The following is a 26157-nucleotide window of genomic DNA, read 5'->3' as shown; positions in this document are numbered from 1 at the left end:
CCATAAGGGGCCGGGCTTTATGTCCGGCCCTTTATTATTTTTATGCAAAATGAAATTGAAACTACTATTGCCGGTTATGGCGTTCAGCACCATAGCTTTGGCACAAAACCATAACCCTAACGATGCCGTTTACGGCAACATGGAAGATGCCCTGGCACACAAGGCTACTGCCACACAGCTCAACTTCAGGGATAAGGGTATATTTTTTATCCCGAAGGAAATAGCACAGCTGCGTGATTTACAGTTCCTGAACCTTATGGGGAACAACCTGGAAATGCTGGATGACAACCTTTTTTCGCTGAAAAAGCTTGAGGTACTGAACCTGAAACTGAATGGACTGCACTACCTGCCCGATGAAATAGGAAAACTAAGCCACCTCATCCGCCTGGATGTTTCGGATAACAACATAACGGCATTGCCCGAAAGTATTGAAAAATTGCAAAAGCTGCGTTTTATACACCTGTCTTACAACAGCCTTACCTCCCTGCCCGATGAAATTGGTGAATGCGGCAGCCTGCAGGCTATAGAGGCCGCGGGTAACCAGCTGAGCACATTGCCCGAATCATTATCAAAGCTAAAGGGATTAAAGGCGTTGCAACTGGGTTACAACCAGTTCAATGAATTTGACAGTAACTGGCTGCTGATGCAAAACCTCAGCGAACTGAACCTGGAATACAACCAGCTAAAAAAACTACCGGAAGACATTGGCAGGCTGAAAAACCTGAAATCGCTGATTGTAAACAGCAACAGGCTGGAAGCATTGCCAGAAGGCGTTACAGCCCTGCAAAACCTGGAGCTGCTATCATTGTCAAAGAATAACATTACCAAACTGCCTGCTACCCTTACGGGATTGCAAAACCTGAAAACGCTTATCCTTACGGGTAACCCAATTGCCAAAACCGAACAGGAACGTATAAAGAAAGCCCTGCCGGGATGCAGTGTGTATTTTTAAAGCAAACTATTTTTGGGACGGATTAAGCAATATTTCTCCTGATTGTTTAATTTGCGCCCAATGGAACAAGAACCTACAGCCCGCCGCAGCCGTGGCAAAAGCTCTGAAGACGATACGCTTTTTGGCAATACCCGCCAGCAGGATAAACTCTGCGAAGCCTTGCAGGATATGTATTACCTGCTAAGCCGCGATTATCCGGTAAAGGCATCATTGGCACTTACGGGCAACCGCTACCGCCTTAAAACCCGCCAGATAATGGCACTACAGGGTATGGCATGCAGCGCACAGGATATTGCCCTGAGGCAACAAAAAGCATTGCTATCCCACCAGCTTGAAGGCAAAACCCTTTACCTGGACGGCTTTAATATACTGATAGTACTGGAAACATTACTGTCGGGTGGGTATGTGTTTAAAGGGCTTGACGGCGGCTACCGTGATATTTCATCGGTACACGGCACCTACAAACGGGTGCAGCAAACCGAAGAAGTTTTAACATTGGCAGGCAATGCACTACAGCAACTTAATGCAGCCAATGTGGTTTGGGTATTTGACCAACCTGTATCTAACAGTGGCAAAATGAAAGCCCTGTGCTACGAAACCGCCGAACAGCACGGCTACAAGTGGGATGCAATCCTCGACAATTCCCCTGATAAGTTTTTGGCAGAAAGCAACCGCATCATCAGTTCCTCCGATGCATGGGTGCTAAACGAATGCAGCCAGTGGTTTAATCTCACAGGCTACATTGTACAACAGCTATTGGAACAGCAAAACAATTTCAGCATCATCTCCCCCGAAATTGTATTGTAACTACACCCTGCGGTAATCGCCTTTCCAGTTTTTAATGGCCTTTTTTATTTCGTTTGGCGAAAGCTTTTCGGCAACAGCACGTTCGGCAAGGGCTGCGAACTCCTCATCCGGCGCAAAACGCAGTGCAAAAACCTGCCCGTCGGTAAGGTTAGCTTCCAGCAATTCAAAACGTTTGCCCGTCAGTACAAAATAACGGTAACGCAGCTCGGTAAGGACAAGGCGGTTTTGCAGCGTAAGGGCATAATGCTGCCTTAGCATATACGCCAGCCACGAAATTGTAAAAAGTGTGATACCCAGCATTGCCCAAAGCATATGTTCCTGCGGGACAGTACAGGACTTATAGGCGCAAAAGCCCATAAGGGCAAGCATTACAGGATAAAATATAAAATGGTGCGGCACATACCAGCGGATGTGGTTGTGGTAGTTTTGTTGGCTCATAACTATTATCGGATTCGTTTGTGTTGTTTACTGGCTTCCAGGAGTTTCTCAAAGCGCTGGCGGCGTGTTTTCTCCTGTTTGGCATCCGTTACCCAATGCAGTACGGTTTTCTTTAACCCTGGCGGATAGGTATTGAAAAACTCCCAGGCGGCTTCATTGGCCTTAAATTCAGCTTCCATATCGGGTGGCAAAGTAGCAACCTCATCTTTTTCATAGGAGTAGACGCGGGATTTGTGTTCCTGTCGCTTTTCAAAAGCGGCAAGTCCCATAGGGTACACCAATCCGGCCTTTATCAGCTTTTCTATCTTATCAATGTTTATGGCGCTCCATATACTGCCCGGCCTGCGTGGTGTAAAGCGCCTGCGATACGAATGTTCATCTATATTCTGTACCACCCCGTCTATCCACCCGAAGCACAGCGCCTGGTCTACCGACTCGCCCCATGTCATGGATGGCCTTCCCGAAGCCACTTTATAATAACCTACTACCAGCTCTTCGGCGGTTTCGTGGTGTTTTTCCAGCCATTGCCTGAAGTCGGCTTCGGTTTCAAAGAAATGCGGTTCAACTTTACTCATTGCCCGGGAATAACGTCAGCACCTCGCGCACATCCTTAAACGCCCAGAAATTAGGGTGCCTCACTTCATGGTCTATACGCTCGTGTGCCCATGTGGTATGAAACGGGATGTGGCAGGCATAGCCACCTATTTCCAACACGGGCAGCACATCGCTCTTCAGCGAATTGCCTATCATCATAAACTCATGCGGCTCTATTTCAAGGCGCTTCAGCAACTTTTCGTAGTTCAGCGCCTCCTTATCGGCCATTACTTCAATATGGTGGAAATAAGGCCCCAAGCCACTGTCGTGCAGCTTGCGTTGCTGGTCTTTCAGGTCGCCCTTGGTAGCCACCACAAGCTTATAGTCGCCGTGTAAAACCTTCAGGGTTTCCTCTACCCCATCTATAAGTTCTATGGGTTTTTGCAGTAGTTCCTTACCCAGTTCCAGTATGCGGGTTATGTGCTTGTTGGTTACCGTACCACCCGAAATGTGTATGGCGGTTTCTATCATACTAAGGATGTATGCCTTAATACCGTAGCCGTACAACGGCAGGTTTTTTATCTGGTTAAGGTACACTTCCTGGCTGATGCTCTTATGGCTCAGGTAGTCTTCCATAAGCACGCAAAACGCCTTTTCGGTTTCTTCAAAATACGGTTCGTTTATAAATAGGGTATCGTCAGCATCAAAGGCTATAACTTTTAGTTTCATGCAGTGGTGTATAGTTGTACAATGACGTAAAGCTACGAAATAATCTGGCTTACGTGACCTGCAATTATCCTCCAGCCGTCAGTAAACTGCTTCCATACACGGGTATAACGGTAAATACCTGCGTAGGTATGCCCGTCTACCGCCCCGCCCAGGTCCTGTACCACACTTACCACAGCCACATCGCGATATACCGAAATCAGTTGGGCGCTGGTTTCAAGGCTGTAGATTTCCAGCTTGCCGCTTTCATGAATAGCAATGTCATCGGCTTTGGTAACGATATGCCCGTTTTGGTTGGTAAAAATAAGGCTGTCGTCCAGCAGGGCTATCAGCTCTGGTACGTTGCTGGTTTTCATAGCTTCGATAAGGCGGTTTTCAAGCGCTTCTATGATTGCTGTGGTATCCATATTGGTCAATTTTCCTTACTAAATTACTGAATTTATATCCATAAAAATTTCTTTTAAGAAACCTTTAAACAAAAAAATACCGCACATTGCTGTACGGTATTTTTAGCCTGTTGCCTTATTTAGCGGGCTTTCATGTAGCCTATCTTCCGACCCTGGGGGTTAACCAGGTCACCATTAGCCCCCACATAAATTTTTTCCCCTTTTTCATCTGAAAACATGGCGCTGTAACCGCCCTTATCCGACTTATACATACTGCTTACCAAATATAGCTTATCGTTTTCCAGCTGTACTAACTTGCCTTTATTGGTAAGGTAATACTTGCCGTTTGGGTCTTCAGAAAAATACACATCAGACCCCGCATTGGCTTCTATAGCCCGTTTTGCTTTGCTTTCGGGTACGGTGGCAGCTACAGGTTCGTTCCTCGTAGGTGGCGGTGTAGCCCTTACAGGTTTAGGAGCCGGCGTAGTTGCCGTAACAGGCCTTTCCGTTACCGGGGCAGCCTGCTTAACTGTTTTAGCCACCGGTACCGATGCAGCAGCTACTGTACCTCCACCGGCATTATTCCAGCCGCTGGCTATATACGCCAGCCTGTCGCGTTTAGGCGGATGTGATTTACTGCCCTGGGGCGAAGAAATCAACGCCATTACAGCCTGTGCATCGGTAAGTGAAGCACCCATTTTGTGCAATATAAACCCGCTGAACTCATCGGCATCCAGCTCCGTTTGCGGACGGCTGCCCACATTGTCCAGCGTGTGGCCGTTAAGGTGGTGGCCTATTTCGTGTGCCAGTATGCTTATGGCTGCCCAGTATGTACCCGTAGATGAGTTTATATTATCCATAAACTTAGGGTTATACAGTATAAAGCGTTTGCCCTTAAGCATTACTGCTGCGGCATTGGGTACATTGGCTTCGCGCAACTCAAAGTTGGCTTTAAGGCCAATGACCGACATAATGTTCTTAATTACTTTTTCGGCGGTAGGCCCTGCGCTGTAAGCAGTAACCTGACCCGTAATTTCTTCCCCGTAGTAGCTACACATATTAGTGTACTTTACTGCGCCAAATTGTTGTTGTGCCATGGCGGGCACTATGCAGCCGAGCGCTGCCATAACCATCAAAACCCTCATTTTGCCCATACTTCATTAACGGTTAATTAATACTCTTATAGGCTTTTAACGCAAAGCAGGTGCCAAAAAGTGTACCGGGGCAAAACTTTAAGAAAAACCGGCTACTCTACGTAGTACACAGCAGGGACAGCTTCCTTGATATACACGGGAACAGATACGTTTTCTACAAATATAAGCCCGTCGTAAGCTTCAGCATAGTTGCGTTTTTTTACAGAACGGTCTTTGGGGTGGTATCCTCCACTACCTGCCGAAAGCTGCTTTTTATTGCTTGTGAAAAATTTTGACATAACCGCATCTTTTTCAGCATTGGCTATATCTACAAAAAAGATTTCAGGTTGGGCTTCTATCAGCACATCAGCATAAGTACCGCTATACGGTTTTTCGAGGTCGTAAGTTACCGCCTGCGGTTTACGCTCCTTACCGGTATAGGTAAGGCCGTACAGCCTACCCTTACCAAAGTCGAACCCTGTACTGTAATACGCATCCTTGTAAAAGTCTTTTAACCGTTTGCCTATGGATATCACTGCCCAGGCTCCCAGTGCGTTTTTATTTATATGGTCGTTATGCGCCCAAACGAATGCCTTACTTTTTTCACCCTCGTGCTGCATAATCCATTTTACATTATCAAACATATCATGATCACGAAGTTCAATGCCAGGGCCGCTTATAAAATTGGTGTATTGTATCAGCACGTCAACGGCATGGAGTATTTGTTCGTTCCCTGCACTGTCATTCGGGGCCTTCCCGGCCAACGCGTTACGCAATTCCTTCAGCTTGTCCAGATTTTCCGCACCCCATTCTTTTCCGGGGGCAGGCACCATACGTTTGTTTGCACAGTTATCGGCCACCGCAAGCAATTCCTCCGGCACTTCTATCTGATGCTCTTTCACATAATTCCTTACCAACCGGTTAATCCCTTCCCCGGACTGGTCGTCCATACCGTAAAAGTGGATTTGCTTATCCTTCGCCTTACCTGAATTGTAGTCCTTAATCCATTGCAGCAGGTTGGCTACCTCCTGGGTACGCCATAATGAAAAGCCCAGGCTGCCCGCCATTTTACGGGCATCGCCTTCGGTATTTCCTGCAAGCCATTCGTTCACCCGGTATGAGTCTATATACGTGTCTTCCATTATAAAGATGTTCACGCCCTGCTTTTCCACAAGGTATTTAAAGAATTTGGCTTTCAAATCGAAAAACTCCCTGGTATGGTGGGTAGCCTCCCCAAACCCGAAAATACGGGCATCCTTAAACTTTTGGGGCGTATTGGCTGCAAAGGCTGTAAGTGGTGTGGTTTGGGTGGCATTTTCTATAGGGATGGCATTGGCATCAAGCCATGCCACTACGTTTTTATCCTGCGCGTTTGTAAGTGCCGCAATAAAAAGCAGCATAAATATTGTAAGTTTTTTCATTATTTAAGAAATGGTTGTTAAAACGAAAATTTATAGGTGGCCACCGAGATGTCTTTTACAAAAATGATACCATCATAGTGTTCGGCAAATTTCTCTTTCATAAAAAACGTATCCTTAGGGTCGTATCCGGGACCGCCCAAAGACAGTTGTTTTAGTTTTTTATTGAAAAATTTGGCTGCATCTTTATTGGCAATCGCGGTATCCATGTCTATAAAGAATACTTCGGGCTGCGCCTGTATCAGCACCTCGGCATGGGTACCTCTATAAGGTGTTTTAAAATCATAATATTGCCAACCACTAACCTGGTTGTCTTTCATAACAACACCCGGCAGCTTGCCCGTCCCGAAATCGAAACCAACAGCATAATAGGCATCGGCAAAATGCTCTTTAAGCCTTGCCCCCAACGACGGCATATTATAATGCCCGTACGATTTCTTATCAATATGTGCATTGTGCGCCCATACAAATGCCTTACTATCCGGCCCTTCGTGTTTTAATATTTCAAGCACATTGTTGTACATATCCTTATCGCGAGACTCAGCATAAGGTAATGCTACGTGTATAGTATAATCTTCAAGGTACATAAAGGCACGCATAAGGTCATAATACCCTTGGGCATCGGCAGCGTTAAGCCTACCCGATTCATTTTCGAGCAATTGCCGTATTTGTTTCAGTTTGGGCATCATCTTGTCCGACCACCCTTTCTTCAAGCCACCGGCTTTCAGTTCGGCGGCAGCGCAACTGTCGGCAGCCCTGAGCAGGTTTTCCTCAATATTTATATTGTGCTTCTTTACATAGTTGCGTAGTTTTGTATTCAGCCCATCGCCCATCTGGTCGTCCATACCGTAAAAACGTACCTGATTTTCGCGGGGTTTACCAGCATTGTAATCGCGCATCCATTGCAGTAGTTCCACCATTTCCTTAGTACGCCATATCCCCTGCCGGAAGTTTTCCTTAATGATATTGATATCGCCCTCACCACCCGAAATCCATCGGTTAATACCTTCCTCGGCCTGATAGCTTTCCTCCATTATAAAAAGCGTGACGCCCTGGTTTTCCACCAAATATTTAAAGAACTTGGCTTTCAGGTCGAAAAACTCCTTCCCGTGGTGGCTTGCCTCGCCAAACCCAAACACGCGGGCATCCTTAAACTTTTGGGGTACGTTGGTAGCAAAGGCCGTAGGTGGTGTGGTTGGCGTAGCATCTTCTATAACAATGGCATTGGTGTTTATCCATTGCAGCACGGGCTCGCTTTGCGCATGCAGTAACGCAGTACAAAAGACCGCTAATGAAAAGAGTAGTTTTTTCATATAAAAGGTTTTGGTTTGCGTAAAGGTAAACGGCTGGCGGCACGAATTATTTTTGCGTACTTTTACATTTTGCAAACACAATTTTTCAAATGCCCGAAACCCTTATCCTACTTATCGCTTTTATTGTTGCCTTAGCCATAGGGCTATTCATTGGCAAACAGCTTTTTGCGTCGAAATCGGCTGCTGCACAAAAAGTGCTTGAAGAGCGCAATGCCAGCCAGCTGCAACTCATAGAACAACTGAAAATACAATCGGCTAACGAGAAACAGCTGATTGAAAAGCAACTGATACAAACTGTTGCCGAGCGCGATGGCCTTCGCAGCGAAAAAGATATACTGAGCAATCAGCTTGCCCGGATAGAAACCGACTACGACAATCTTGTGGAACGCATGTGCGAACAGCGCCAGGAAACAGACGAGCTAAGGGAAAAATTCACCAAGGAATTTGAAAACCTTGCCAACAAGATACTGGAGGAAAAATCGAATAAGTTTACCGAACAGAACCGCGAAAACCTGAAGAACATCCTTTCTCCCCTACAGGAAAAAATACAGCTTTTTGAGAAAAAAGTGGAAGATACTCATAAGGAAAGTATCGACTACCATGCGGCATTGCGCCAGCAAATTGTTGGCCTGAAGGAAATGAATGAGATGATGAGCCGTGAAACGCTGAACCTTACCCGTGCCCTTAAAGGCGATACCAAAATGCAGGGCAACTGGGGCGAGCTGATACTGGAACGCGTGCTGGAAAAATCGGGGCTGGAAAAAGGCCGCGAGTATTTTGTGCAGCAAAGCCACCAGCTGGAAGACGGTAGCCGCGTGCAGCCCGATGTGGTAATAAATCTGCCCGACGGTAAAAAAATGGTAGTAGACAGCAAGGTCTCGTTAGTGGCTTATGAAAATTATGTAAATAGAGAAGACGACCCTCAAAGATTAGTGCACCTTAAAGAACACGTAAACTCCATACGCCGCCATGTGGAGCAGCTGAGCTCTAAAAGCTACCACGACCTGTACCAAATGGAAAGCCCGGATTTTGTATTGCTTTTCATCCCGATAGAACCGGCGTTTGCCATAGCGCTTAATGAAGACACCACACTGTACAACAAGGCTTTTGAGCGAAACATTGTTATTGTTACCCCAAGCACCCTGCTGGCTACCCTGCGTACCATAGACACTATGTGGACGAACCAGAAACAACAGGAAAACGCCTATGAGATAGCCCGACAGGCCGGTGCGCTGTACGATAAATTTGAAGGTTTTATAGGCGACCTTACCAAGGTGGGCAACAAAATGCGCGATGCCCAGAGCGAGTACCAAAATGCTATGGGCAAGCTGTTTGAAGGGCGTGGCAACATGATTGTTACCATCGAAAAACTGAAGAAAATGGGTGCCAAAGCCAAAAAAGCACTACCCGAAAACATCCTGAACCGCGCCATGCTTCAGGATGGTGAAGAGCTAACCGAAGAAGGGCAACAGGAATCTTTAGACCAATAACACAACACACTATAATTATGGAAGAACATTTTCGAAGGGCAAATGAGTCGAGGGTTACTATCTCGGAACTTATGCTGCCTTCGCACCAAAACTTCAGCGGGAAAATACACGGTGGCTATATACTCATGCTTATGGACCAAATAGCCTTTGCCTCGGCATCGCGCTACAGCGGCACCTATTGCGTTACAGCCAGCGTAGATACGGTAGACTTCCTTAACCCCATAGAGGTAGGCGAACTGGTAACCATGAAGGCATCTGTAAACTATGTGGGCAACAGCTCTATGGTAGTGGGCATACGTGTTACGTCTGAAAATATACAGACCGGGATTGTAAAGCACTGCAACTCGTCTTACTTTACCATGGTAGCCAAAGATGCTACCGGGAAAACCGTACCGGTACCGGCAATAGAACTGAATACCCTTACCGAAGTACGCCGTTTTTGCAATGCCCTGAAGCGCATCAGCCTGAAAAAAGAACGCAGCCAGCACGAGGAAACCTTTGACCATACTACACCCGAAGCACTGGATGGGCTTAAAGGCCACAGGGTAAAGTTGCATTTAAAACAATAATGCTATATTTGCCGCAAAACACTACTGCTGCAACTATATGAAAAACACGTACCTGTACCTCTGCCTGCTTTTATTGCTTACCGCATGGACCATTGTTTCCTGCGGGGGGAATGACGATGAAGCTTATACACCGGTACCGGTATCGCTTGTAGAAATGGACCTTACAAAGGTGCCTTATGACAGCCTTAGCAAATACAAATTCTTTGAGGGTGAACTGAAAGACCGTATACCGGCTTACGGGGTACTTCCGTACGACCTTAACAGTACGCTGTTTACCGATTATGCCCATAAAGAACGCTTTGTATGGATGCCCGCAGGTACCCACGCTACCTACACTACCGACGGACAGGTACTTGATTTCCCTGTAGGTGCAGCACTTATAAAAACCTTTTACTACGATGCTACAACGGCCAGCAATATTCCTGATATTGTGGAAACCCGTGTAATGATAAAAAAGGAAACGGGCTGGATATTTGCCGATTACGTTTGGAACGAAGACAAAACCGAAGCTACACTAAACACCCTGCAAATAGTAAGACGCGTGGCCTGGATGGAAGATGGTGTAATGCGCCAGACCAATTACCGCATACCATCGGCTAACCAATGTAAGCAGTGCCACCAGATGGACGATGTCGGCATACCCATAGGCCCCAAGCCACAAAACCTCAACAGGAATTATACGTATACAGACGGAAGCCAAAACCAGCTAAGCAAATGGATAAGTTTTGGTTACCTTGATACTGCCCCGCAAAACATAGTAAGCACCATAGACTGGAAAGATACGTCGCAGCCGCTGGATTTGCGCGTACGCTCGTATCTGGATATTAACTGTGCGCATTGTCATATAGATGGCGGTTTCTGCGAAAATTCGCAAACGCGTTATGCCTTTAACGAAACCACAAACCCTGAAAGTTTTGCTTATTGTATTTCTTCCAATGAAATTTTTATAGAAGAACAGGATAATATCATCCAGAAACAATCGGCAGATCATTCGCTGATGTATTACCTTATGGAAAGTACCGACCAAAGCCTGCTGATGCCTGTGGTAGGCCGTACCGTTAAGGATAAAGAAGCTAATGCCATGATAAAGCAATGGATAGACAGTATGGAATCGCCGTGCGAATAGTGTATTTTTTCTTCAGGAAAAAAAGTGACAATATCGGTTGAAATGTGTTAAAACCACATTTTGAGCCGTTTATAATGTTAACGATGTGTTAACGGTAATTTTTTTCACATATATTTGTCAATAGACAAGTAATTGGCAAAATTATATGAAAATAACACTACTATTTAACAAGTGGCTTCTGCTGTCTTGTAGCTTTATCTTATTTTTCTCCTGTGGTCCTGATGATTCTAAAGAGTATGTACCGGTTTCTCCCGTAAATGTAGACCTTACCACGGTACCCTACCAAAACCTTAGCGAATACAAGTTCTACGAGGGCGAAATGAAAAACCTGGAACCTGCCTATAAGGTTATCCCCTACGACCTTAACAGTACCCTATTTACCGACTACGCCCACAAAAAACGTTTTGTATGGATGCCCGACGGTACCAAAGCCACCTACAACGGCGATGGTAAGGTACTGGACTTCCCTGTTGGCTCGGTACTGATAAAAAACTTCTATTATGATAATGTATTGCCGGACAATGTTACCCGCATACTGGAAACCCGCCTGCTGATAAAAAAACAGGACGGCTGGATATTTGCCAACTACGTTTGGAACGAAGACCAGACCGAAGCTACCCTTGATATGGATGGCAGCTATGTAGACATCAGCTGGATGCAAAATGGTACTACCATGAATGCCAGCTACCGCATACCCAGCGATGCCGAATGCCTTACCTGTCACAAAAGCAACAATGTACCCATACCTATAGGCCCAAAACCGCAAAACTTAAACAAGAACTACGCATACACTGAAGGCAGCCAAAACCAGCTGAGCAAATGGATAAGCGAAGGCTACCTTGATGAAGCCGTACCACAAAACATAGTAAGCACTGTAGACTGGACCGATACCTCGCAGCCATTGGATTTGCGTGTACGTTCGTACCTGGACATTAACTGTGCACACTGCCACAGCGAAGGGGCACACTGCTCGTACCGTGTTATGCGTTTTGCCTTCAGCGAAAGTACAACCGACCACAACCTGGGGATATGTATTGCCCCACAGGAATCTATAAACCCTTCACTATCCTACATTGTAGCCAAAAAGAACGTAAACCGTTCAGCACTGCATTACAGGCTTAACACCAATGTAGTAGCAGAACGCATGCCTCTCCTGGGCCGTACCATTGTACACACCGAAGCAGTAGCCATGATAAAGGAGTGGATAAACAACATGGATGCCCCCTGCCAGTAAAAACCAAAAAATAACATAATAACCTTCAAACTACTAACACTATGAAACACCTGTTTACCCTTGCTGCCATTACAGCCTGCTGCACTGTACTGGCACAGACTACCTGCAGCAGCGCCCCGGAGGTGACACCCACCACGGTGTATGAGGTAACGCTTTCTCCCGGAAGCGAATTACCGGCCCCCTATTGCATGCCTAATGGCGATAATACCCCGTCATTGGGTGCATGGTACGTGTATAACTCTATAACACTTCACACGGTTACCATTAGCACTACCGTACCGGGATATGCTAATGAAGATACCCGGGTACATTTATATACAGGTACATGTGGCAACTTTACCTGCGCCGGTGCCGACGACGATTCGGGGCCAAACTTTTCATCTATACTGACGTTTACCGCACAGCCGAACACTACGTATTATATAGCCTTTGACAACTACTGGAGCAGTAACACCTTCCACTTTACACTTACCGAGGAAGAATATGTGCCACCATTATTTACACAACACCCCATAACCATTTCTGGTTCTGTTTATGGGGTTGTAGACATGAATGGCGATTACCTGGATGACATAGTAGCACCCGGTATGAGCAGCGTGGGCATGCTATACCAGGCAAGTAACGACAGCGGTTTTACAAGTGCAACACTGCCTACCGTAGGCGTTACCAATATGGCCAGCTGGAGTATGGCTGCAGGCGATTTTGACAAAAACGGCTACAACGACCTGCTGTACGGCGGTGGTAGCGGCGCTGATATTGTACTGGCCAATAACAATGGTAACGGCTTTGGCGCAATACTCCACAGCACACAGTATATTTTTTCGCAAAGGACAAATTTTGCCGATATAAACAACGACGGTAACCTTGACGCCTTTGTATGCCACGATATAGAGCCAAATGTGTATTTCCTGAACGATGGCGCAGGTGGGTTTACCTTCCACCAGGGTGGCCTGGGCGATGTTAGTACCGGTGGTAACTACGGCTCTATATGGATAGACTATGACAACGACGGCGACAGTGACCTGTTTATAGCCAAATGCCGTGGTGGTTCACAAAACCCTGCAGCGGTAGACGAACTGCACCGCAACAATGGCGATGGCACCTTTACCAATGTATCTGCTGAAGCAGGATTTTCTGATTACCAGCAATCATGGTCCAGTGCATGGGCAGATTTTGACAACGATGGCGATATGGACGTACTTATAGGTGCCAGTAGCGATACCGACGGCAGCCACAAACTGATGCGCAATAACGGCGACGGCACCTTTACCAATGTAACAGAAGGTTCGGGCTACGACACAAATGCACTACTGAATATAGAACACGTGGCCTTTGATTTTAATAACGACGGTTGGGTGGATGTTTTCGGCGGCGGCAGCAAACTGATGCTGAACAATGGTGATATGACTTTTACCCAACAAAGCATCACTTTTAACAACGGGCCTATAGGCGACCTTAACAACGACGGTTTCCTGGATGTGGTAAACGGCAGCAACGTATACTTTAACTACGACAACGGTAACCACTGGATAAAAATAAACATGCAAGGGGTAGCCAGTAACAGTAACGGTATAGGCGCCCGTGTAGAGCTATATACCAATGGCGAAGGTATAAGCAAACAAATACGCGATGTAAGGAGTGGCGACGGTTTCCGTTACATGAATACGCTAAACCCACATTTTGGTATTGGCACTACTGAGGCCATAGAAAAGGTGGTTATAAAATGGCCATCAGGTACTGTTGATATTTTTGAAAACCCTGAAATTGATACTGCCCTGTTAGCAGTAGAAGGCAGTACACTTGGCCTAAGCCAAAACAGTAAAGAACTGTTTACGCTATATCCTAACCCGGCTAAAGATGTGCTGAACATTAAAAACACCGGAAGCTTTGCCCCTACCGAAGCAGCTATCTATACCGTAGAAGGCAGGTTGGTAAGCACTGAAAAGATTAAAGACAGTAAAGTAAACGTACAGCACCTTGCCAAAGGCACATATGTAATACAACTGAAATCAGCTTCGGGCAAACAGCTTGGCAGCAGGTTTATTAAAGGATAAAACCAGACAAAAGCAATAAGTAAGGGCCGCATTATGCGGCCCTTATTATATTTATGAAGTAAAGTGAATTACTCAGCAGAAACGTCTACGGTAGTTTGCGCCGCAATAGTTTTGTACGTACCGTTTTCCAGTTTTTCGCGGATGGCCTCATACGCAGCAAGGGTTTCATCAATATCCTCTTTAGTATGCGTAGCGGTAGGTATCATCCTAAGCAGTATAATACCTTTCGGGATAACCGGGTACACCACTATACTAAGGAATATACTGTAGTTTTCCCTAAGGTCGTTTACCATAACCATAGCTTCGGGTATGCTGCCTTCAAGGTATACCGGCGTTACACAGGTATTGGTATCACCTATATTAAAGCCTTTTTCTTTAAGGCCGTTTTGCAGGTAATTTACGTTTTCCCAAAGTTTGTCTTTAAGCTCAGGCATGTTGCGAAGCATTTCAAGGCGTTTTAGTGCACCTTTTACAAATATCATTGGCAATGCCTTGGCAAACATTTGCGAACGCAGGTTGTATTTCAGGAAATCGATAACATCTTTATCAGCGGCTATGAATGCGCCTATGCCCGCCATAGATTTGGCAAACGTAGAGAAGTACACATCTATACCATCCTGGCATTCCTGCTCCTCACCGGCACCGGCACCTGTTTTACCAAGTGTACCAAAACCGTGTGCATCGTCTACCAAAAGACGAAAGTTGTATTTCTCTTTAAGGGCTACAATTTCTTTAAGCTTACCCTGCTGCCCGCGCATTCCGAAAACACCTTCGGTAATAAGCAGTATGCCGCCACCGGTGGTTTCGGCCATGTTTTTGGCGCGCTCAAGGTTTTTCTCAATGCTTTCTATATCATTATGCTTATAAGTAAAACGCTTACCCATGTGCAGGCGTACACCGTCTATAATACAGGCATGGCTGTCTACGTCGTATACAATAACGTCATTTTTGCTTACAAGGGCATCAATGGTACTTACCATACCCTGGTAACCGAAGTTCAGCAGGTAAGCCGACTCTTTGTGTACAAATGCGGCAAGTTCCTGCTCAAGTTGTTCGTGCCAGCTGGTGTGTCCGCTCATCATACGGGCGCCCATTGGGTAAGCGGCACCGTATTCAGCAGCAGCATCGGCATCAGCCTTCAGCACTTCAGGGTGCGTAGCCAGGCCCAGGTAGTCGTTTATACTCCAGTTTATAACATTTTTGCCATGGAACATCATGCGGTTGCCCAGTGGGCCTTCCAGCTTAGGGAACACAAAGTAACCTTCGGCCTGTGAAGCCCATTTGCCAAGAGGGCCTTTATTTTTCTGTATCCTCTCAAACAGATCTTTTGCCATAATCAGAATTTTACATTGGTGTTTAAAAAACGCATCAAAAGTAACCATAATATTACTACTATCATAATATTTTAGGTGCATATACCAGCAACAAAAAAGGCGTTTTCACAAAATGCGAAACAATTCTTGCATTTCGCGACAGCATTCACGAATGTTGAAAAAGTTTTATGTTAAAAAAATGTTTACGTAAAATATTTTTTTAGTTTTATGCTTTCAACAACCTTAACAAATAAAACACCAATTATGGATTCTCAAAAAGTAGACATGTACATTATGGCTAATGCCAAGTTTTTTCAGGCAGGCCAAATCAGCTTTATCCGCGAAAGGCTTCTTGCATTAGACGAATCAAAATGGGCTATGATAAACAGCATAGAGCTTAAAGACCCTACAACTATACTTATTGTATCTATTGTTGCAGGTTCATTAGGTATAGACCGTTTCCTTATAGGCGATACAGGCCTTGGCGTAGGTAAACTGCTTACAGGCGGTGGCTGTGGTATATGGTGGCTTGTAGACCTTTTCCTTATACAGGATGCTACTAAACAAAAAAACATAGAAAAACTACAGGTATACCTGTAAAAATTTTATGACCAGGAACAAGCTATACCTGTCGTTTACAGTGCTGCTTGCCATTTCATACACTTATGTAGGCTGGGCATTATTCCACCCCCATAAGCATGACGGCGTTACGGTATGCATTTTTAAAAACGCAACAGGTATAGCCTGCCCTTCCTGTGGCAGTACACGGGCCGTGTTGTTATTGGCAGAAGGCCACATAGCCGAAGCCGGGCTTACAAACCCCATGGGCTATATTATAGCATTGTTCATGGTTACAACACCCTTATGGCTGCTGTATGATATGATTTTCAGGAAAAACAGCCTATATACCCAATACAAGGCCGCTGAAAAGGTATTCTCTTCAAAATGGCTTATCACCACACTTATACTTCTTGTTTGCCTTAACGGGGCATGGAACATACATAAAGGATTATGACAACCAAAACACAACTTTACGAAGTACAACCTTATGAATATGAACCTGCAGCAAACGCATACCTTATGGCTATTGTGGGGGTAGCAAGCGGGCTGCCGTTACCTATAGTAAACACCATTGCATCGCTTATTTACTTTCTAGCACGAAGAAATGCCTCCTATTTTGTACGCTGGCATTCTACACAGGCACTATTGGCACAGCTTGCAGTAATGCCGTTTAACAGTATATTCCTGGCTTGGACAATACGCATATTCATATTCAAAGGGGATTTTAGTGGAAGGTCAATCCATTTAGGCAATGACGTACCACTACTCTACTGGGCGTACCTTATCTTTATTATAATACTCAACATCTTTGAGTTTATAGCTGTTATTTCTGCCTCATCAGACTTAAACAAGGGTAAAAACGTGCGTTTTTTTGGTATTGCAAATATTACTGACGTACTTTGCCGTAAGTAAACAATACCTCTTATGAAACTGGTTTTTGCATCCAATAACAAAAACAAACTACAGGAAATAAGGCACCAGCTGCCTGCCGATATAGAACTGCTGAGCCTTGAAGATATAGGCTGTACCGAAGACATTCCCGAAACTGCCGACACCATAGAAGGCAATGCCATACTGAAAGCCGACTACGTTACCCAAAAGTACGGTTACAACTGCTTTGCCGACGATACCGGCCTGGAAGTGGATGCACTTAACGGCGCACCCGGCGTATACAGCGCACGCTACGCAGGCGAAGCCAAAGACGCTAATGCTAACATGGACAAGCTATTGGCCGAACTTGACAGTAACCCAAACCGTAATGCCAACTTTAAAACCGTAATAGCACTGAACCTGGATGGTGAGCAGCATTTGTTTACCGGAATTGTAAACGGCATCATCACAACAGAGAAGGCTGGCGAGCAGGGTTTTGGCTACGACCCGGTATTTCAGCCGGAAGGTTTAGAGATTACTTTTGCGCAAATTTCTCTCACCGAAAAAGCACTGCTAAGCCATCGTGGCAGGGCCGTAAAACAGCTGATGGATTTCCTAAAAAAATAACCCCCTGATTTACAATTATTAGCCTTAAAATAAATCTGCAAAACGCATTAGCTATTATGGTTAATAAAACGTACCTTTGCGGCTTATTTAAAAGCATATATGAACAAATTTGAACTATTGGGGCTAAGCGAGCCGCTTGTAAAGGCGATTAACGACCTGGGTTTTGAAAACCCGTCGGAAGTACAGGAAAAAGCCATACCCCTACTATTGGAAAAAGATACCGACATGGTGGCCCTGGCCCAGACCGGTACCGGCAAAACTGCAGCCTTCGGATTTCCGCTTATCCAGAAAATAGATCCTGAGAACAGGAACACACAGGCGCTTATACTATCGCCTACACGTGAACTGTGTCTGCAAATTACAAATGAAATAAAGCTTTACTCTAAATACGTTAAGGGCCTGCACACTGTAGCCATATATGGTGGTGCCAGCATTAACGACCAGGCACGCGAAATACGCAGGGGCGCACAGGTTATTGTAGCTACCCCGGGCCGTATGCAGGATATGATAAACCGCGGTATGGTAGACATTAGTGCTATCGACTTCTGCGTACTGGATGAAGCAGACGAAATGCTGAACATGGGCTTTTATGATGATATCGTATCGATATTGTCTACTACGCCGGACGAAAAGAGTACATGGCTGTTTAGTGCTACCATGCCACAGGAAGTGGCACGTATAGCACGCGAGTTTATGCGTAAACCACTTGAAATTACCGTAGGCCACAAAAACTCGGGTTCAAGCACGGTATCGCATGAGTTTTACCTTGTAAACGCACGCGACCGCTATGAGGCTCTAAAGCGTATAGCCGATGCTAACCCTGATATTTTCTCAGTAATATTCTGTCGTACCAAAAGGGACACTCAGGCTGTAGCCGAAAAACTTATAGAAGACGGATACAACGCAGCTGCACTGCATGGCGACCTTAGCCAGGCACAGCGTGATGGCGTAATGAAATCGTTCCGTGGCAGGCAGATACAAATGCTTGTAGCTACCGATGTAGCTGCACGTGGTATAGACGTAGACAACGTAACACACGTTGTAAACTACCAGCTGCCGGATGATATAGAAACCTATAACCACCGTAGTGGCCGTACAGGCCGTGCAGGCCGTTCGGGTACTTCTATCGTAATCATTACCAAGACTGAGCTTCGTAAAGTATCGGCTATCGAAAAGGTTATCAAACAGAAATTTGAAGAAAAGACCATACCATCAGGTATTGAAATCTGCGAAATACAGCTGCTACACCTTGCCAATAAAATACACGATGTAGAAGTAGACCACGAAATAGACGCTTACCTTCCTGCCATTTACGAGGTAATGAAAGACCTTACTAAAGAAGAACTTATCAAGAAAATGGTATCGGTAGAGTTTAACAGGTTCCTTAACTACTACAAGAAAAACAAAGACCTTTCTGCTAATAAAGCAGGCAGGGAGCGTACTGAAGGCAGCTTTAGCGGCAGTTCAGACGGCGCAACACGTTTCTTTGTAAACATAGGATCGCGTGACGATTTCGACTGGATGAGCCTTAAGGATTTCCTTCGTGATACCCTTGGCCTTGGCCGTGACGACATCTTTAAAGTGGATGTTAAAGAAGGTTTCTCTTTCTTTAATACCGATGGCCAACATGCCGATATGGTACTTAACACACTAAACAGCATGCACCTTGAAGGCCGCAGGCTGAATGTGGAAATATCTAAAAACGACGGTGGAAGCCGCAACGGTGGCCGTCGCGACCATAACGGCCGCAGTGGTGGTTTTGGTGGCGGAAGCCCAAGAGGCGAACGCCGTGACGGTGGCTTCAGGAGTGGACCGCGTAACGACGGTGGATCTCGTCCGCCACGCCGTAGCGACAATGCCCCAAGGGACAGGAAACCACGCCGCAGCTAAAAAATATTTCTTTCCTTATATACTAACTACAAAATATCGCGTTTGTTTATTACTTTTACAACTCATAATAAGCCAATGAGGTATTTTGTAGTTTTTTTTATCACCCTGCTATCATTTAGCGCCAACTGTCAAACCAAAGTATCGGGTACCATAGTATCAGATATTACAATTCTGCCTATAGCAGATGCAAGTGTTATCAACATTAATAAGGTTAAAGGTACCACTACCGATATTAAAGGTAATTTTACCATAGAAGCATCGGTTAACGATACCCTGCATATATCATTTATTGGTTACCAGCCGCTTAAAGTACGCGTTACCAACGACTGGATAAAAAGCGCCACAACTACCCGCATCCCCCTTACTGAAAAGGCTAAGGTGCTGGATGAACTTTTCATAAACAAATACAACCTTACCGGTTATCTGCAAATTGACGCCAAACTGGCTCCTGTTCAGGACAAGAACTACCGCTATAATATAGCAGGCTTACCTTATGGATATGAAGGTGGCAATAACTCACCTTACGCTTTTAACCGCATTGTAAGCTCGGTATTTAACCCAGCCGACCTGCTACACAATGTATTTGGTAAAAAGCCTACAGAAATGCGCAGGCTTCGCGAAATGAAAAAAGATGATGCTGTACGCAACGCCCTGGCCTCTAAATTTGACCGCGAAACACTGGCTGCACTACTTGGCGTAACCAAAGAAGATATAGCCGATATACTGGAACGCTGTAACTATAGCGAGGAGTTTATAAAAACAGCAAACGACCTGCAGATAATGGACGCCATAAGCGGCTGTTATGAAGAATACAAGGCTGTACACCGCAACTAAACCGGCTGCCCGTCCAGGTAACGCTGCGTTATAAAATCAATGTCCCTTATCGATTTCTGCGCCCAGTCAATGCGTTTTTCAAGAAGTTCGTCTTCTGTAAGCTGCCATTGAATGTTGGATTTACGTAATCTCTGGCTCAGGTTCTGTATAACAATAGCCGCAGACGATGCTATATTAAGGCTTTCGGTAAAACCAATCATGGGTATTTTTATAAAGCCGTCGGCCTGGTCCAGCACTTCCTGCGTAAGCCCCAGCCTTTCAGTCCCAAAAAACAAAGCTGCGGGTTGGGTAATATCAAAATCATCAAGATAACAGGATTCCTCATGTGGCGATGTGGCTATAATGCGGTAGCCTTTGGCACGGAGGTTATGTATACATGCGCCGGTATTATCAAAACGGTTAACATCTACCCACTTTTGTGCACCCAGTGCTATTTCCTTATCTATCGTTTTACCGTACTTCTCCTCTACCACATTCAGTTCCTGCACGCCGAAAACCTCGCACGTACGCAGCACGGCGCTGGTATTATGCAATTGGAATATGTCTTCTATAGCTACCGTAAAATGTTTACTGCGTTGTGCCAGTATGCGCAAAAAGCTGTCGCGACGGTTTTCTGTAATGAAATTTTCAAGGTATTCAAGGTAGTGTATATCTGACGTATTTCTCATTTTTTATCGTATTCATAAATAAAAACTTCCTATCTTAGGGCAACCAAACCCGGAAAAATGACACAGGAAGAATTACTGTCGCGAATTTACAAAAAAGACGACAAAGCCTTTACCCTGCTTTATGACATGTACTCTAAAAACATGTATGGCGTAATTTTCAACATTATAAAAGACAAGGAAGAAAGCGAAGACCTGCTTCAGGAAGTTTTTGTAAAAATCTGGAAAAACATAGATTCCTATAATGAAGGCAAAGGCCGGCTTTTTACCTGGATGATTAAAATTGCGCGCAATGCCTGCATAGACAAACTTAGGTCTAAAGGGCATACTAACAGCAAAAAAAACCTCTCAGCCGATAACTTCGTACATATACTTGATTATAATACAAGTGTTACGAGCCGTATAGATGCCATAGGGATTAAAGAGTTTATAAATAAGCTAAAACCTAAATGCATAAAGCTTATAGACTTGTTATTCTTTAAAGGCTACACCCAGCAGGAAGCCAGTGAAGAACTGGAAATACCACTGGGCACGGTAAAAACACAAAACAGGAATTGTATAGGCGAACTACGTAATATTTTAAACGCATAATGGATACATCTGCTTACATAGCATCGGGCACACTTGAACTCTATGTTTTCGGCTTACTGAGTGAGGACGAGAACAGGGAAATACATGCCTTATCATTACAGCACCCGGAAATTGATGCCGAAATTTTGGATATAGAAAAAGCGGTAATCAATCTTTCGTATGCCATATCACCACAGCTTTCGGCTGAGAATTATGAACGCATCCGCGAAAAACTGATAGAAAAACACGCTAAAGACGTGGTGCCGTTACAACCAAAACGCAACAACATTGTGCTGTACCTTGGCTGGGCAGCAGCAGTGGTGTTCATGTTTGGCTTTGGGTACCAGTACATAAAATATGATGAAGCCAGTAAGGAAGTACAGGCGGTATCAGCTCAACGTTCTAAGTTTGAGCAGTTGTTAGCCCAGTCTGAAAAAAGCGGCAAAGCCAAAGACCAGGCGCTTGCCATACTGCGCAGTACCGACAATACCATTATAAAACTGGAAGGCCAGGAAGCATCTCCTAACGCCTACGCAGAAGTTTACATCAATAAAACCAGCGGTGATATTTATGTAGACGTAGCCAGGCTGCCGGAAGCACCTGAAGGCAAGGTGTACCAGGTTTGGGCGCTTAAGCTGGAACCCTTTACCCCTACCAGCATCGGTGTTATCAATGACAAAAATGAAGATGGCAGCATCTTTAAACTGGACAGCTACAACGGCCCACAGGCTTTTGGTATAACACTGGAACCTGCCGGAGGAAGCAAATCGCCTACACTGGAACAACTGTATACACTCGGTAAGGTATAACCTTTCATCCATCAAGAATATTCAGGACTGCCCATACGGCAGTCCTTTTCCATTTTTACTAAAACGAAGTTTTCCATTTTGAGCGCAGCGTAGCGGAGTCGAAAAATCTCTTAACCAATTGAGATTTCTCCTATCGTCGAAATGGAACAGCCTGAAAACTTTCTTACATTTGAAATATGAAAAAGAAAATCGTAGTACTGTCAGGGGCAGGCGTTAGTGCCGAAAGCGGTGTAGCCACCTTCAGGGATGCAAACGGCCTGTGGGAAGGCCACGACGTTATGGAAGTTGCCACTCCCGAGGGTTTCCGGAAAAACCCTGCACTGGTACTGGAATTTTACAACCAGCGCCGCAGGCAGCTTTTTGAGGTGCAGCCAAACGAAGCCCATAAAATCATTGCCGGGCTTGAAAAGGATTTTGACGTAACCGTAGTTACACAAAACGTTGACGACCTGCATGAACGCGGCGGCAGTACTAACATTATCCACCTGCACGGGGAACTGCTTAAGGCACGCTGTGCCGTAAACGAAGACGCTGTACTCGACTGGAAAGAGGATATAACCGTAGGCCAGTTGCATCCCAAAACCGGTAAACAGCTGCGTCCGCACATAGTGTGGTTTGGCGAGGCTGTACCGGCTATTGTAGAAGCCGCCGAAGCCGTAGACCGGGCCGACATTATCATAGTTATAGGCACCAGCATGCAGGTATACCCAGCCGCCGGGCTTGTAGACTATGCCAAACCTAATGCCGAAATTTACTACGTAGACCCGCGCCCTGCCCCTATACCAAACATGCATCACCGGGTAGAGGTATTTGCTATGGGCGGTGGCGAAGGCATGAGGATATTAAGGGATAAACTTTTACAATAAAACACACATACAATGTTCAAAAAAATCTTAGGTTATTTTCTGTTTGTTATCGCCGGGCTTATTGTTATGGGCAACATTGCCACGCTTCCGGGTATATTTAAGCCAAATGGTAAAGAAGGTGCGAATGCTATAGCGTATACTATTGGCCAGATTACAGCATTAGTGATATTGTCACTGGTTGCTTATTTATTGATTAGGGTTGGGAGGAAGTTGACACGGGTGGAGAAGACGGAAGTTGAGGTGTAAGGGATGTAGCAGGCATCTTAAATGTAACCAACAAAATATTACTACTCTATTAAAATAACTATCTCAGTTATTACAATAAATACAAATTCATTTTTCTAAAATTACATGTACTCGTTTAAATTTTCCATAACTAAACATTTATTTTACAATGATTAAAAACACAGGGAATTATAGAATTATTTCACAAGAAATCGGTATTTCAGGAAATACAGAATTATTCAACTTAAAAGATAAAGAAGAAATTATCAAAGAATTTGACAACATCGAAAAAGATTCTAAATTAAAATATTATATGCAAGAGGAAGTCTATTCAACTCAATCCTTAAAGGATGAAAACCGCAATCCTACTATTTCTGCACCTTATTGGAGGAATTTATAAATTAAAAAATTTCAATAAATTACAAAACCTACACAAAGTATCAGAATGCTTTCTTCACACACTGTCTTTGCGAGCGGAGGTACGAAGCGTGGCAATCTCATAATTAAATAAACAACTAAGATTGCTTCGTCGTGCCTCCTCGCAATGACGAAGCGTGAAGAAAATTAGAGGAATTCGTGCAATTCGTGGCTACAAAAAACACATTTTTCTTTTCCCCGTAAAAACCTTATATTTGCGCGCATAAATAATACAACACACTATTTATGCAATTATCTGAACTGAATGCCATATCGCCTATAGACGGCAGGTACAGGGGTAAAACCCAATCGCTTTCGGCATACTTCTCTGAACAGGCACTTATAAAATACCGCGTGCTTGTGGAAATAGAATATTTTATAGCACTGTGCGAACTGCCATTGCCACAACTGGCCGGGGTAGATAAAAACCTGTATGGCCCGCTGCGCGAAATATATACCAGCTTTACCGAAGAAGATGCGCTTCAGATAAAAGAGATAGAAAAGACTACTAACCACGACGTTAAGGCCGTGGAATACTTTATAAAAAGTGCGTTTGATAAACTTGGCCTGGATGCCTACAAAGAGTTTATCCACTTTGGGCTTACCAGCCAGGACATTAACAACACCGCAATCCCCCTTAGTACCAAAGAAGCGTTTGAAGACGTGTATATGCCACTGCTTATCGGTGTTATTTCCAAGCTGAAGGAACTGAGCATAGAGTGGGCCGATGTACCCATGCTGGCACGCACACACGGGCAGCCGGCTTCCCCTACCCGCCTTGGTAAGGAAATCCACGTGTTTGTAGAACGCCTTGAGGAGCAAATGAGGTTGTTGTTCAACATACCGTTTGCAGCCAAATTTGGTGGCGCTACGGGCAACTTCAATGCACATTTTGTAGCCTACCCTAAAAACGACTGGCGCAAGTTCGGGCAGGATTTTGTGGAAGGCATACTGGGACTGAAACATTCGTTCCCTACTACACAAATAGAGCATTACGACCATTTTGCAGCCTTTTTTGATGCCCTTAAGCGCATCAACACCATACTGATAGACCTTGACCGCGATATATGGACATACGTGTCTATGGATTATTTCAAACAAAAAATCAAGGCCGGTGAGGTGGGTTCGTCTGCCATGCCGCACAAGGTAAACCCTATCGACTTTGAAAACTCGGAAGGTAACCTGGGTATAGCCAATGCGTTGTTTGAGCACCTTTCTGCTAAGCTGCCAATATCACGCCTGCAACGCGACCTTACTGACAGTACCGTACTGCGTAATGTAGGTGTACCTGTTGGCCATACGCTGATTGCGTTTGAAGCCACACTTAAAGGACTGAACAAGCTGCTCCTAAATGCTGATAAGTTTGCCGAAGACCTTGAAAAGAACTGGGCTGTGGTAGCTGAGGCAATACAAACCATACTTCGCCGTGAGGCCTACCCAAACCCTTACGAGGCGCTGAAGGAACTAACCCGCACCAATACGGTAATCAACAAAGAAGCCATACACAACTTCATTGGCACGCTTAACGTAAACGAAGAAATTAAAAACGAACTGTTACAGATAACACCTTCAAACTATTTAGGTATACGTCCGTAATACACAGCATAAATTGTTAAAACCTGTTTAAATTTTACCAGAACCTACAAAAGGTTTGGGCGTTTTAGGAGTAAATCACTATATTGGGTATTCTCCTGAAACTGCTGTAAAATTTAAACAGGTTTTTTCTATGCCAAACAAGATACTCATCCTTTTTGCACACCCGTTATTCGAAAAATCGAATGCAAACGGTGCGCTTGTACGGCATATACCCGAATCTGAAAATATTACCTTTCACGACCTTTACGAAAACTATCCGAATTTTGATATAGACATCCGCCGCGAGCAGGAATTGCTTTCGCAGCATGATATTATTATATGGCACCACCCCATGTACTGGTACAGTTGCCCCCCACTGCTAAAACAGTGGATAGACCTGGTGCTGGAACACGGCTGGGCCTACGGGAATAAAGGCAAGGAACTGATAGGCAAGCGGGTTTTCCAGGTGATTACCACAGGGGGCAAAAAAGAAAACTATACCCCGCAGGGCAAAGACCATTTTACAATAACACAGCTTTTGGAACCTTTTTGCCAAACGGCAAAGGTATGTAACATGCACTACCTGCCCCCGTTTGTAGTACACGGCACCCACTTTATGGAAGCCGATGAAATAGAAGGATACGGCCGCCTGTATGCCGGGCTGCTGAACTACATAGAACAAGACGATATTGACATGAGCGAACTGCACGGCTGTCGTTACCTGAACGACTGGCTGCACAAAAAACTACTATAAC

The 26157-nt window shown here is 44.9% G+C and carries 29 protein-coding genes; 20 read left to right on the top strand and 9 right to left on the bottom strand.

What is annotated here, in order from left to right:
- Positions 1-49: 49 nt before the first annotated feature.
- Entirely contained in the window at positions 50-952 is a 903-nt protein-coding gene (locus tag ACZIX4_RS02490) for a leucine-rich repeat domain-containing protein (protein ID WP_463334026.1), read from the top strand.
- A 60-nt stretch (positions 953-1012) separates the two neighbouring features.
- Positions 1013-1759 carry a DUF434 domain-containing protein gene (locus ACZIX4_RS02485; RefSeq protein WP_463334025.1) on the top strand — a complete coding sequence of 249 codons (747 nt, stop codon included), beginning with the start codon at positions 1013-1015 and terminating at the stop codon, positions 1757-1759.
- Here ACZIX4_RS02485 and ACZIX4_RS02480 read toward each other — a convergent pair whose 3' ends face one another.
- The 7 genes from ACZIX4_RS02480 to ACZIX4_RS02450 form a co-directional block, all read right to left on the bottom strand.
- Positions 1760-2197, bottom strand: coding sequence for a DUF6526 family protein (locus ACZIX4_RS02480; RefSeq protein WP_463334024.1), 438 nt, complete (start codon positions 2195-2197; stop codon positions 1760-1762).
- 5 nt (positions 2198-2202) lie between these two features.
- Positions 2203-2772: a YdeI/OmpD-associated family protein gene (locus ACZIX4_RS02475; protein WP_463334023.1), complete on the bottom strand. Its 570-nt coding sequence runs from the start codon at positions 2770-2772 to the stop codon at positions 2203-2205.
- Positions 2765-3460 carry an HAD family hydrolase gene (locus ACZIX4_RS02470; protein WP_463334022.1) on the bottom strand — a complete coding sequence of 232 codons (696 nt, stop codon included), beginning with the start codon at positions 3458-3460 and terminating at the stop codon, positions 2765-2767. The genes ACZIX4_RS02475 and ACZIX4_RS02470 overlap by 8 nt, the downstream gene beginning before the upstream one ends.
- Positions 3461-3492: 32 nt before the next feature.
- Complete coding sequence (locus ACZIX4_RS02465) at positions 3493-3864, bottom strand: nuclear transport factor 2 family protein (RefSeq protein WP_463334021.1); 372 nt, start codon at positions 3862-3864, stop codon at positions 3493-3495.
- Positions 3865-3983: 119 nt separating this feature from the next.
- Positions 3984-4997 (bottom strand): M48 family metalloprotease, encoded by a 1014-nt coding sequence (locus ACZIX4_RS02460; RefSeq protein ID WP_463334020.1) that lies wholly within the window; start codon positions 4995-4997, stop codon positions 3984-3986.
- Between the two features lie 92 nt (positions 4998-5089).
- On the bottom strand, positions 5090-6397 hold the full coding sequence (locus ACZIX4_RS02455; protein ID WP_463334019.1) for an erythromycin esterase family protein: 1308 nt from the start codon (positions 6395-6397) through the stop codon (positions 5090-5092).
- A 17-nt stretch (positions 6398-6414) separates the two neighbouring features.
- Complete coding sequence (locus tag ACZIX4_RS02450) at positions 6415-7707, bottom strand: erythromycin esterase family protein (RefSeq protein ID WP_463334018.1); 1293 nt, start codon at positions 7705-7707, stop codon at positions 6415-6417.
- An 89-nt stretch (positions 7708-7796) separates the two neighbouring features.
- Between ACZIX4_RS02450 and ACZIX4_RS02445 the strand changes: the two genes are divergently transcribed.
- The 5 genes from ACZIX4_RS02445 to ACZIX4_RS02425 all read left to right on the top strand — a co-directional run bounded on the left by ACZIX4_RS02445 (position 7797) and on the right by ACZIX4_RS02425 (position 14180).
- A complete protein-coding gene (locus ACZIX4_RS02445) occupies positions 7797-9197 on the top strand; it encodes a DNA recombination protein RmuC (RefSeq protein ID WP_463334017.1) in 1401 nt (466 codons plus the stop codon).
- A 17-nt stretch (positions 9198-9214) separates the two neighbouring features.
- Complete coding sequence (locus ACZIX4_RS02440; RefSeq protein ID WP_463334016.1) at positions 9215-9766, top strand: acyl-CoA thioesterase; 552 nt, start codon at positions 9215-9217, stop codon at positions 9764-9766.
- A 37-nt stretch (positions 9767-9803) separates the two neighbouring features.
- Positions 9804-10892, top strand: a complete 1089-nt coding sequence (locus ACZIX4_RS02435; protein WP_463334015.1) for a hypothetical protein — start codon at positions 9804-9806, stop codon at positions 10890-10892.
- Between the two features lie 145 nt (positions 10893-11037).
- The gene (locus ACZIX4_RS02430; RefSeq protein WP_463334014.1) at positions 11038-12126 is read left to right on the top strand and encodes a hypothetical protein; all 1089 of its coding nucleotides are present in this window, start codon (positions 11038-11040) and stop codon (positions 12124-12126) included.
- A 41-nt stretch (positions 12127-12167) separates the two neighbouring features.
- On the top strand, positions 12168-14180 hold the full coding sequence (locus ACZIX4_RS02425) for an FG-GAP-like repeat-containing protein (protein WP_463334013.1): 2013 nt from the start codon (positions 12168-12170) through the stop codon (positions 14178-14180).
- A gap of 68 nt (positions 14181-14248) precedes the next feature.
- Here the strand turns inward: ACZIX4_RS02425 and ACZIX4_RS02420 are convergent, their stop codons facing one another.
- On the bottom strand, positions 14249-15514 hold the full coding sequence (locus ACZIX4_RS02420; protein ID WP_463334012.1) for an aminotransferase class I/II-fold pyridoxal phosphate-dependent enzyme: 1266 nt from the start codon (positions 15512-15514) through the stop codon (positions 14249-14251).
- Between the two features lie 243 nt (positions 15515-15757).
- Here ACZIX4_RS02420 and ACZIX4_RS02415 point away from each other — a divergent pair, with 243 nt between their 5' ends.
- From ACZIX4_RS02415 to ACZIX4_RS02390, 6 genes are all read left to right on the top strand, one after another.
- Positions 15758-16093, top strand: coding sequence for a TM2 domain-containing protein (locus ACZIX4_RS02415; protein WP_463334011.1), 336 nt, complete (start codon positions 15758-15760; stop codon positions 16091-16093).
- Positions 16094-16100: 7 nt separating this feature from the next.
- Entirely contained in the window at positions 16101-16508 is a 408-nt protein-coding gene (locus tag ACZIX4_RS02410) for a DUF2752 domain-containing protein (RefSeq protein WP_463334010.1), read from the top strand.
- Positions 16505-16966 carry a magnetosome magnetite crystal formation protein family gene (locus tag ACZIX4_RS02405; protein ID WP_463334009.1) on the top strand — a complete coding sequence of 154 codons (462 nt, stop codon included), beginning with the start codon at positions 16505-16507 and terminating at the stop codon, positions 16964-16966. The genes ACZIX4_RS02410 and ACZIX4_RS02405 overlap by 4 nt, the downstream gene beginning before the upstream one ends.
- Before the next feature lie 12 nt (positions 16967-16978).
- Complete coding sequence (locus tag ACZIX4_RS02400) at positions 16979-17551, top strand: non-canonical purine NTP diphosphatase (protein WP_463334008.1); 573 nt, start codon at positions 16979-16981, stop codon at positions 17549-17551.
- Between the two features lie 99 nt (positions 17552-17650).
- On the top strand, positions 17651-19441 hold the full coding sequence (locus ACZIX4_RS02395) for a DEAD/DEAH box helicase (protein WP_463334007.1): 1791 nt from the start codon (positions 17651-17653) through the stop codon (positions 19439-19441).
- A 75-nt stretch (positions 19442-19516) separates the two neighbouring features.
- Positions 19517-20275 (top strand): carboxypeptidase-like regulatory domain-containing protein, encoded by a 759-nt coding sequence (locus ACZIX4_RS02390; RefSeq protein WP_463334006.1) that lies wholly within the window; start codon positions 19517-19519, stop codon positions 20273-20275.
- On the opposite strand, the gene ACZIX4_RS02385 is transcribed toward ACZIX4_RS02390, so the two are convergent.
- A complete protein-coding gene (locus ACZIX4_RS02385) occupies positions 20272-20943 on the bottom strand; it encodes a TrmH family RNA methyltransferase (RefSeq protein WP_463334005.1) in 672 nt (223 codons plus the stop codon). The genes ACZIX4_RS02390 and ACZIX4_RS02385 overlap by 4 nt on opposite strands.
- A 57-nt stretch (positions 20944-21000) precedes the next feature.
- Here ACZIX4_RS02385 and ACZIX4_RS02380 point away from each other — a divergent pair, with 57 nt between their 5' ends.
- From ACZIX4_RS02380 to ACZIX4_RS02350, 7 genes are all read left to right on the top strand, one after another.
- Positions 21001-21531, top strand: a complete 531-nt coding sequence (locus tag ACZIX4_RS02380; RefSeq protein WP_463334004.1) for an RNA polymerase sigma factor — start codon at positions 21001-21003, stop codon at positions 21529-21531.
- Positions 21531-22319, top strand: a complete 789-nt coding sequence (locus ACZIX4_RS02375; protein ID WP_463334003.1) for an anti-sigma factor — start codon at positions 21531-21533, stop codon at positions 22317-22319. Before ACZIX4_RS02380 ends, ACZIX4_RS02375 begins: the two co-directional genes overlap by 1 nt.
- A gap of 176 nt (positions 22320-22495) precedes the next feature.
- A complete protein-coding gene (locus tag ACZIX4_RS02370; protein ID WP_463334002.1) occupies positions 22496-23185 on the top strand; it encodes an SIR2 family NAD-dependent protein deacylase in 690 nt (229 codons plus the stop codon).
- Between the two features lie 12 nt (positions 23186-23197).
- Positions 23198-23431: a hypothetical protein gene (locus ACZIX4_RS02365; protein ID WP_463334001.1), complete on the top strand. Its 234-nt coding sequence runs from the start codon at positions 23198-23200 to the stop codon at positions 23429-23431.
- A gap of 148 nt (positions 23432-23579) precedes the next feature.
- Positions 23580-23810: a hypothetical protein gene (locus ACZIX4_RS02360; RefSeq protein WP_463334000.1), complete on the top strand. Its 231-nt coding sequence runs from the start codon at positions 23580-23582 to the stop codon at positions 23808-23810.
- Positions 23811-24073: 263 nt separating this feature from the next.
- A complete protein-coding gene (gene purB / locus ACZIX4_RS02355; protein ID WP_463333999.1) occupies positions 24074-25423 on the top strand; it encodes an adenylosuccinate lyase in 1350 nt (449 codons plus the stop codon).
- A gap of 130 nt (positions 25424-25553) precedes the next feature.
- On the top strand, positions 25554-26156 hold the full coding sequence (locus ACZIX4_RS02350) for an NAD(P)H-dependent oxidoreductase (RefSeq protein WP_463333998.1): 603 nt from the start codon (positions 25554-25556) through the stop codon (positions 26154-26156).
- Position 26157 lies beyond the last annotated feature (1 nt).

It is taken from the genome of Flavobacterium niveum, assembly GCF_055231775.1.
Note: the sequence above shows the minus strand (reverse complement) of the source record. Positions and strands in the feature narration are given on the sequence as shown.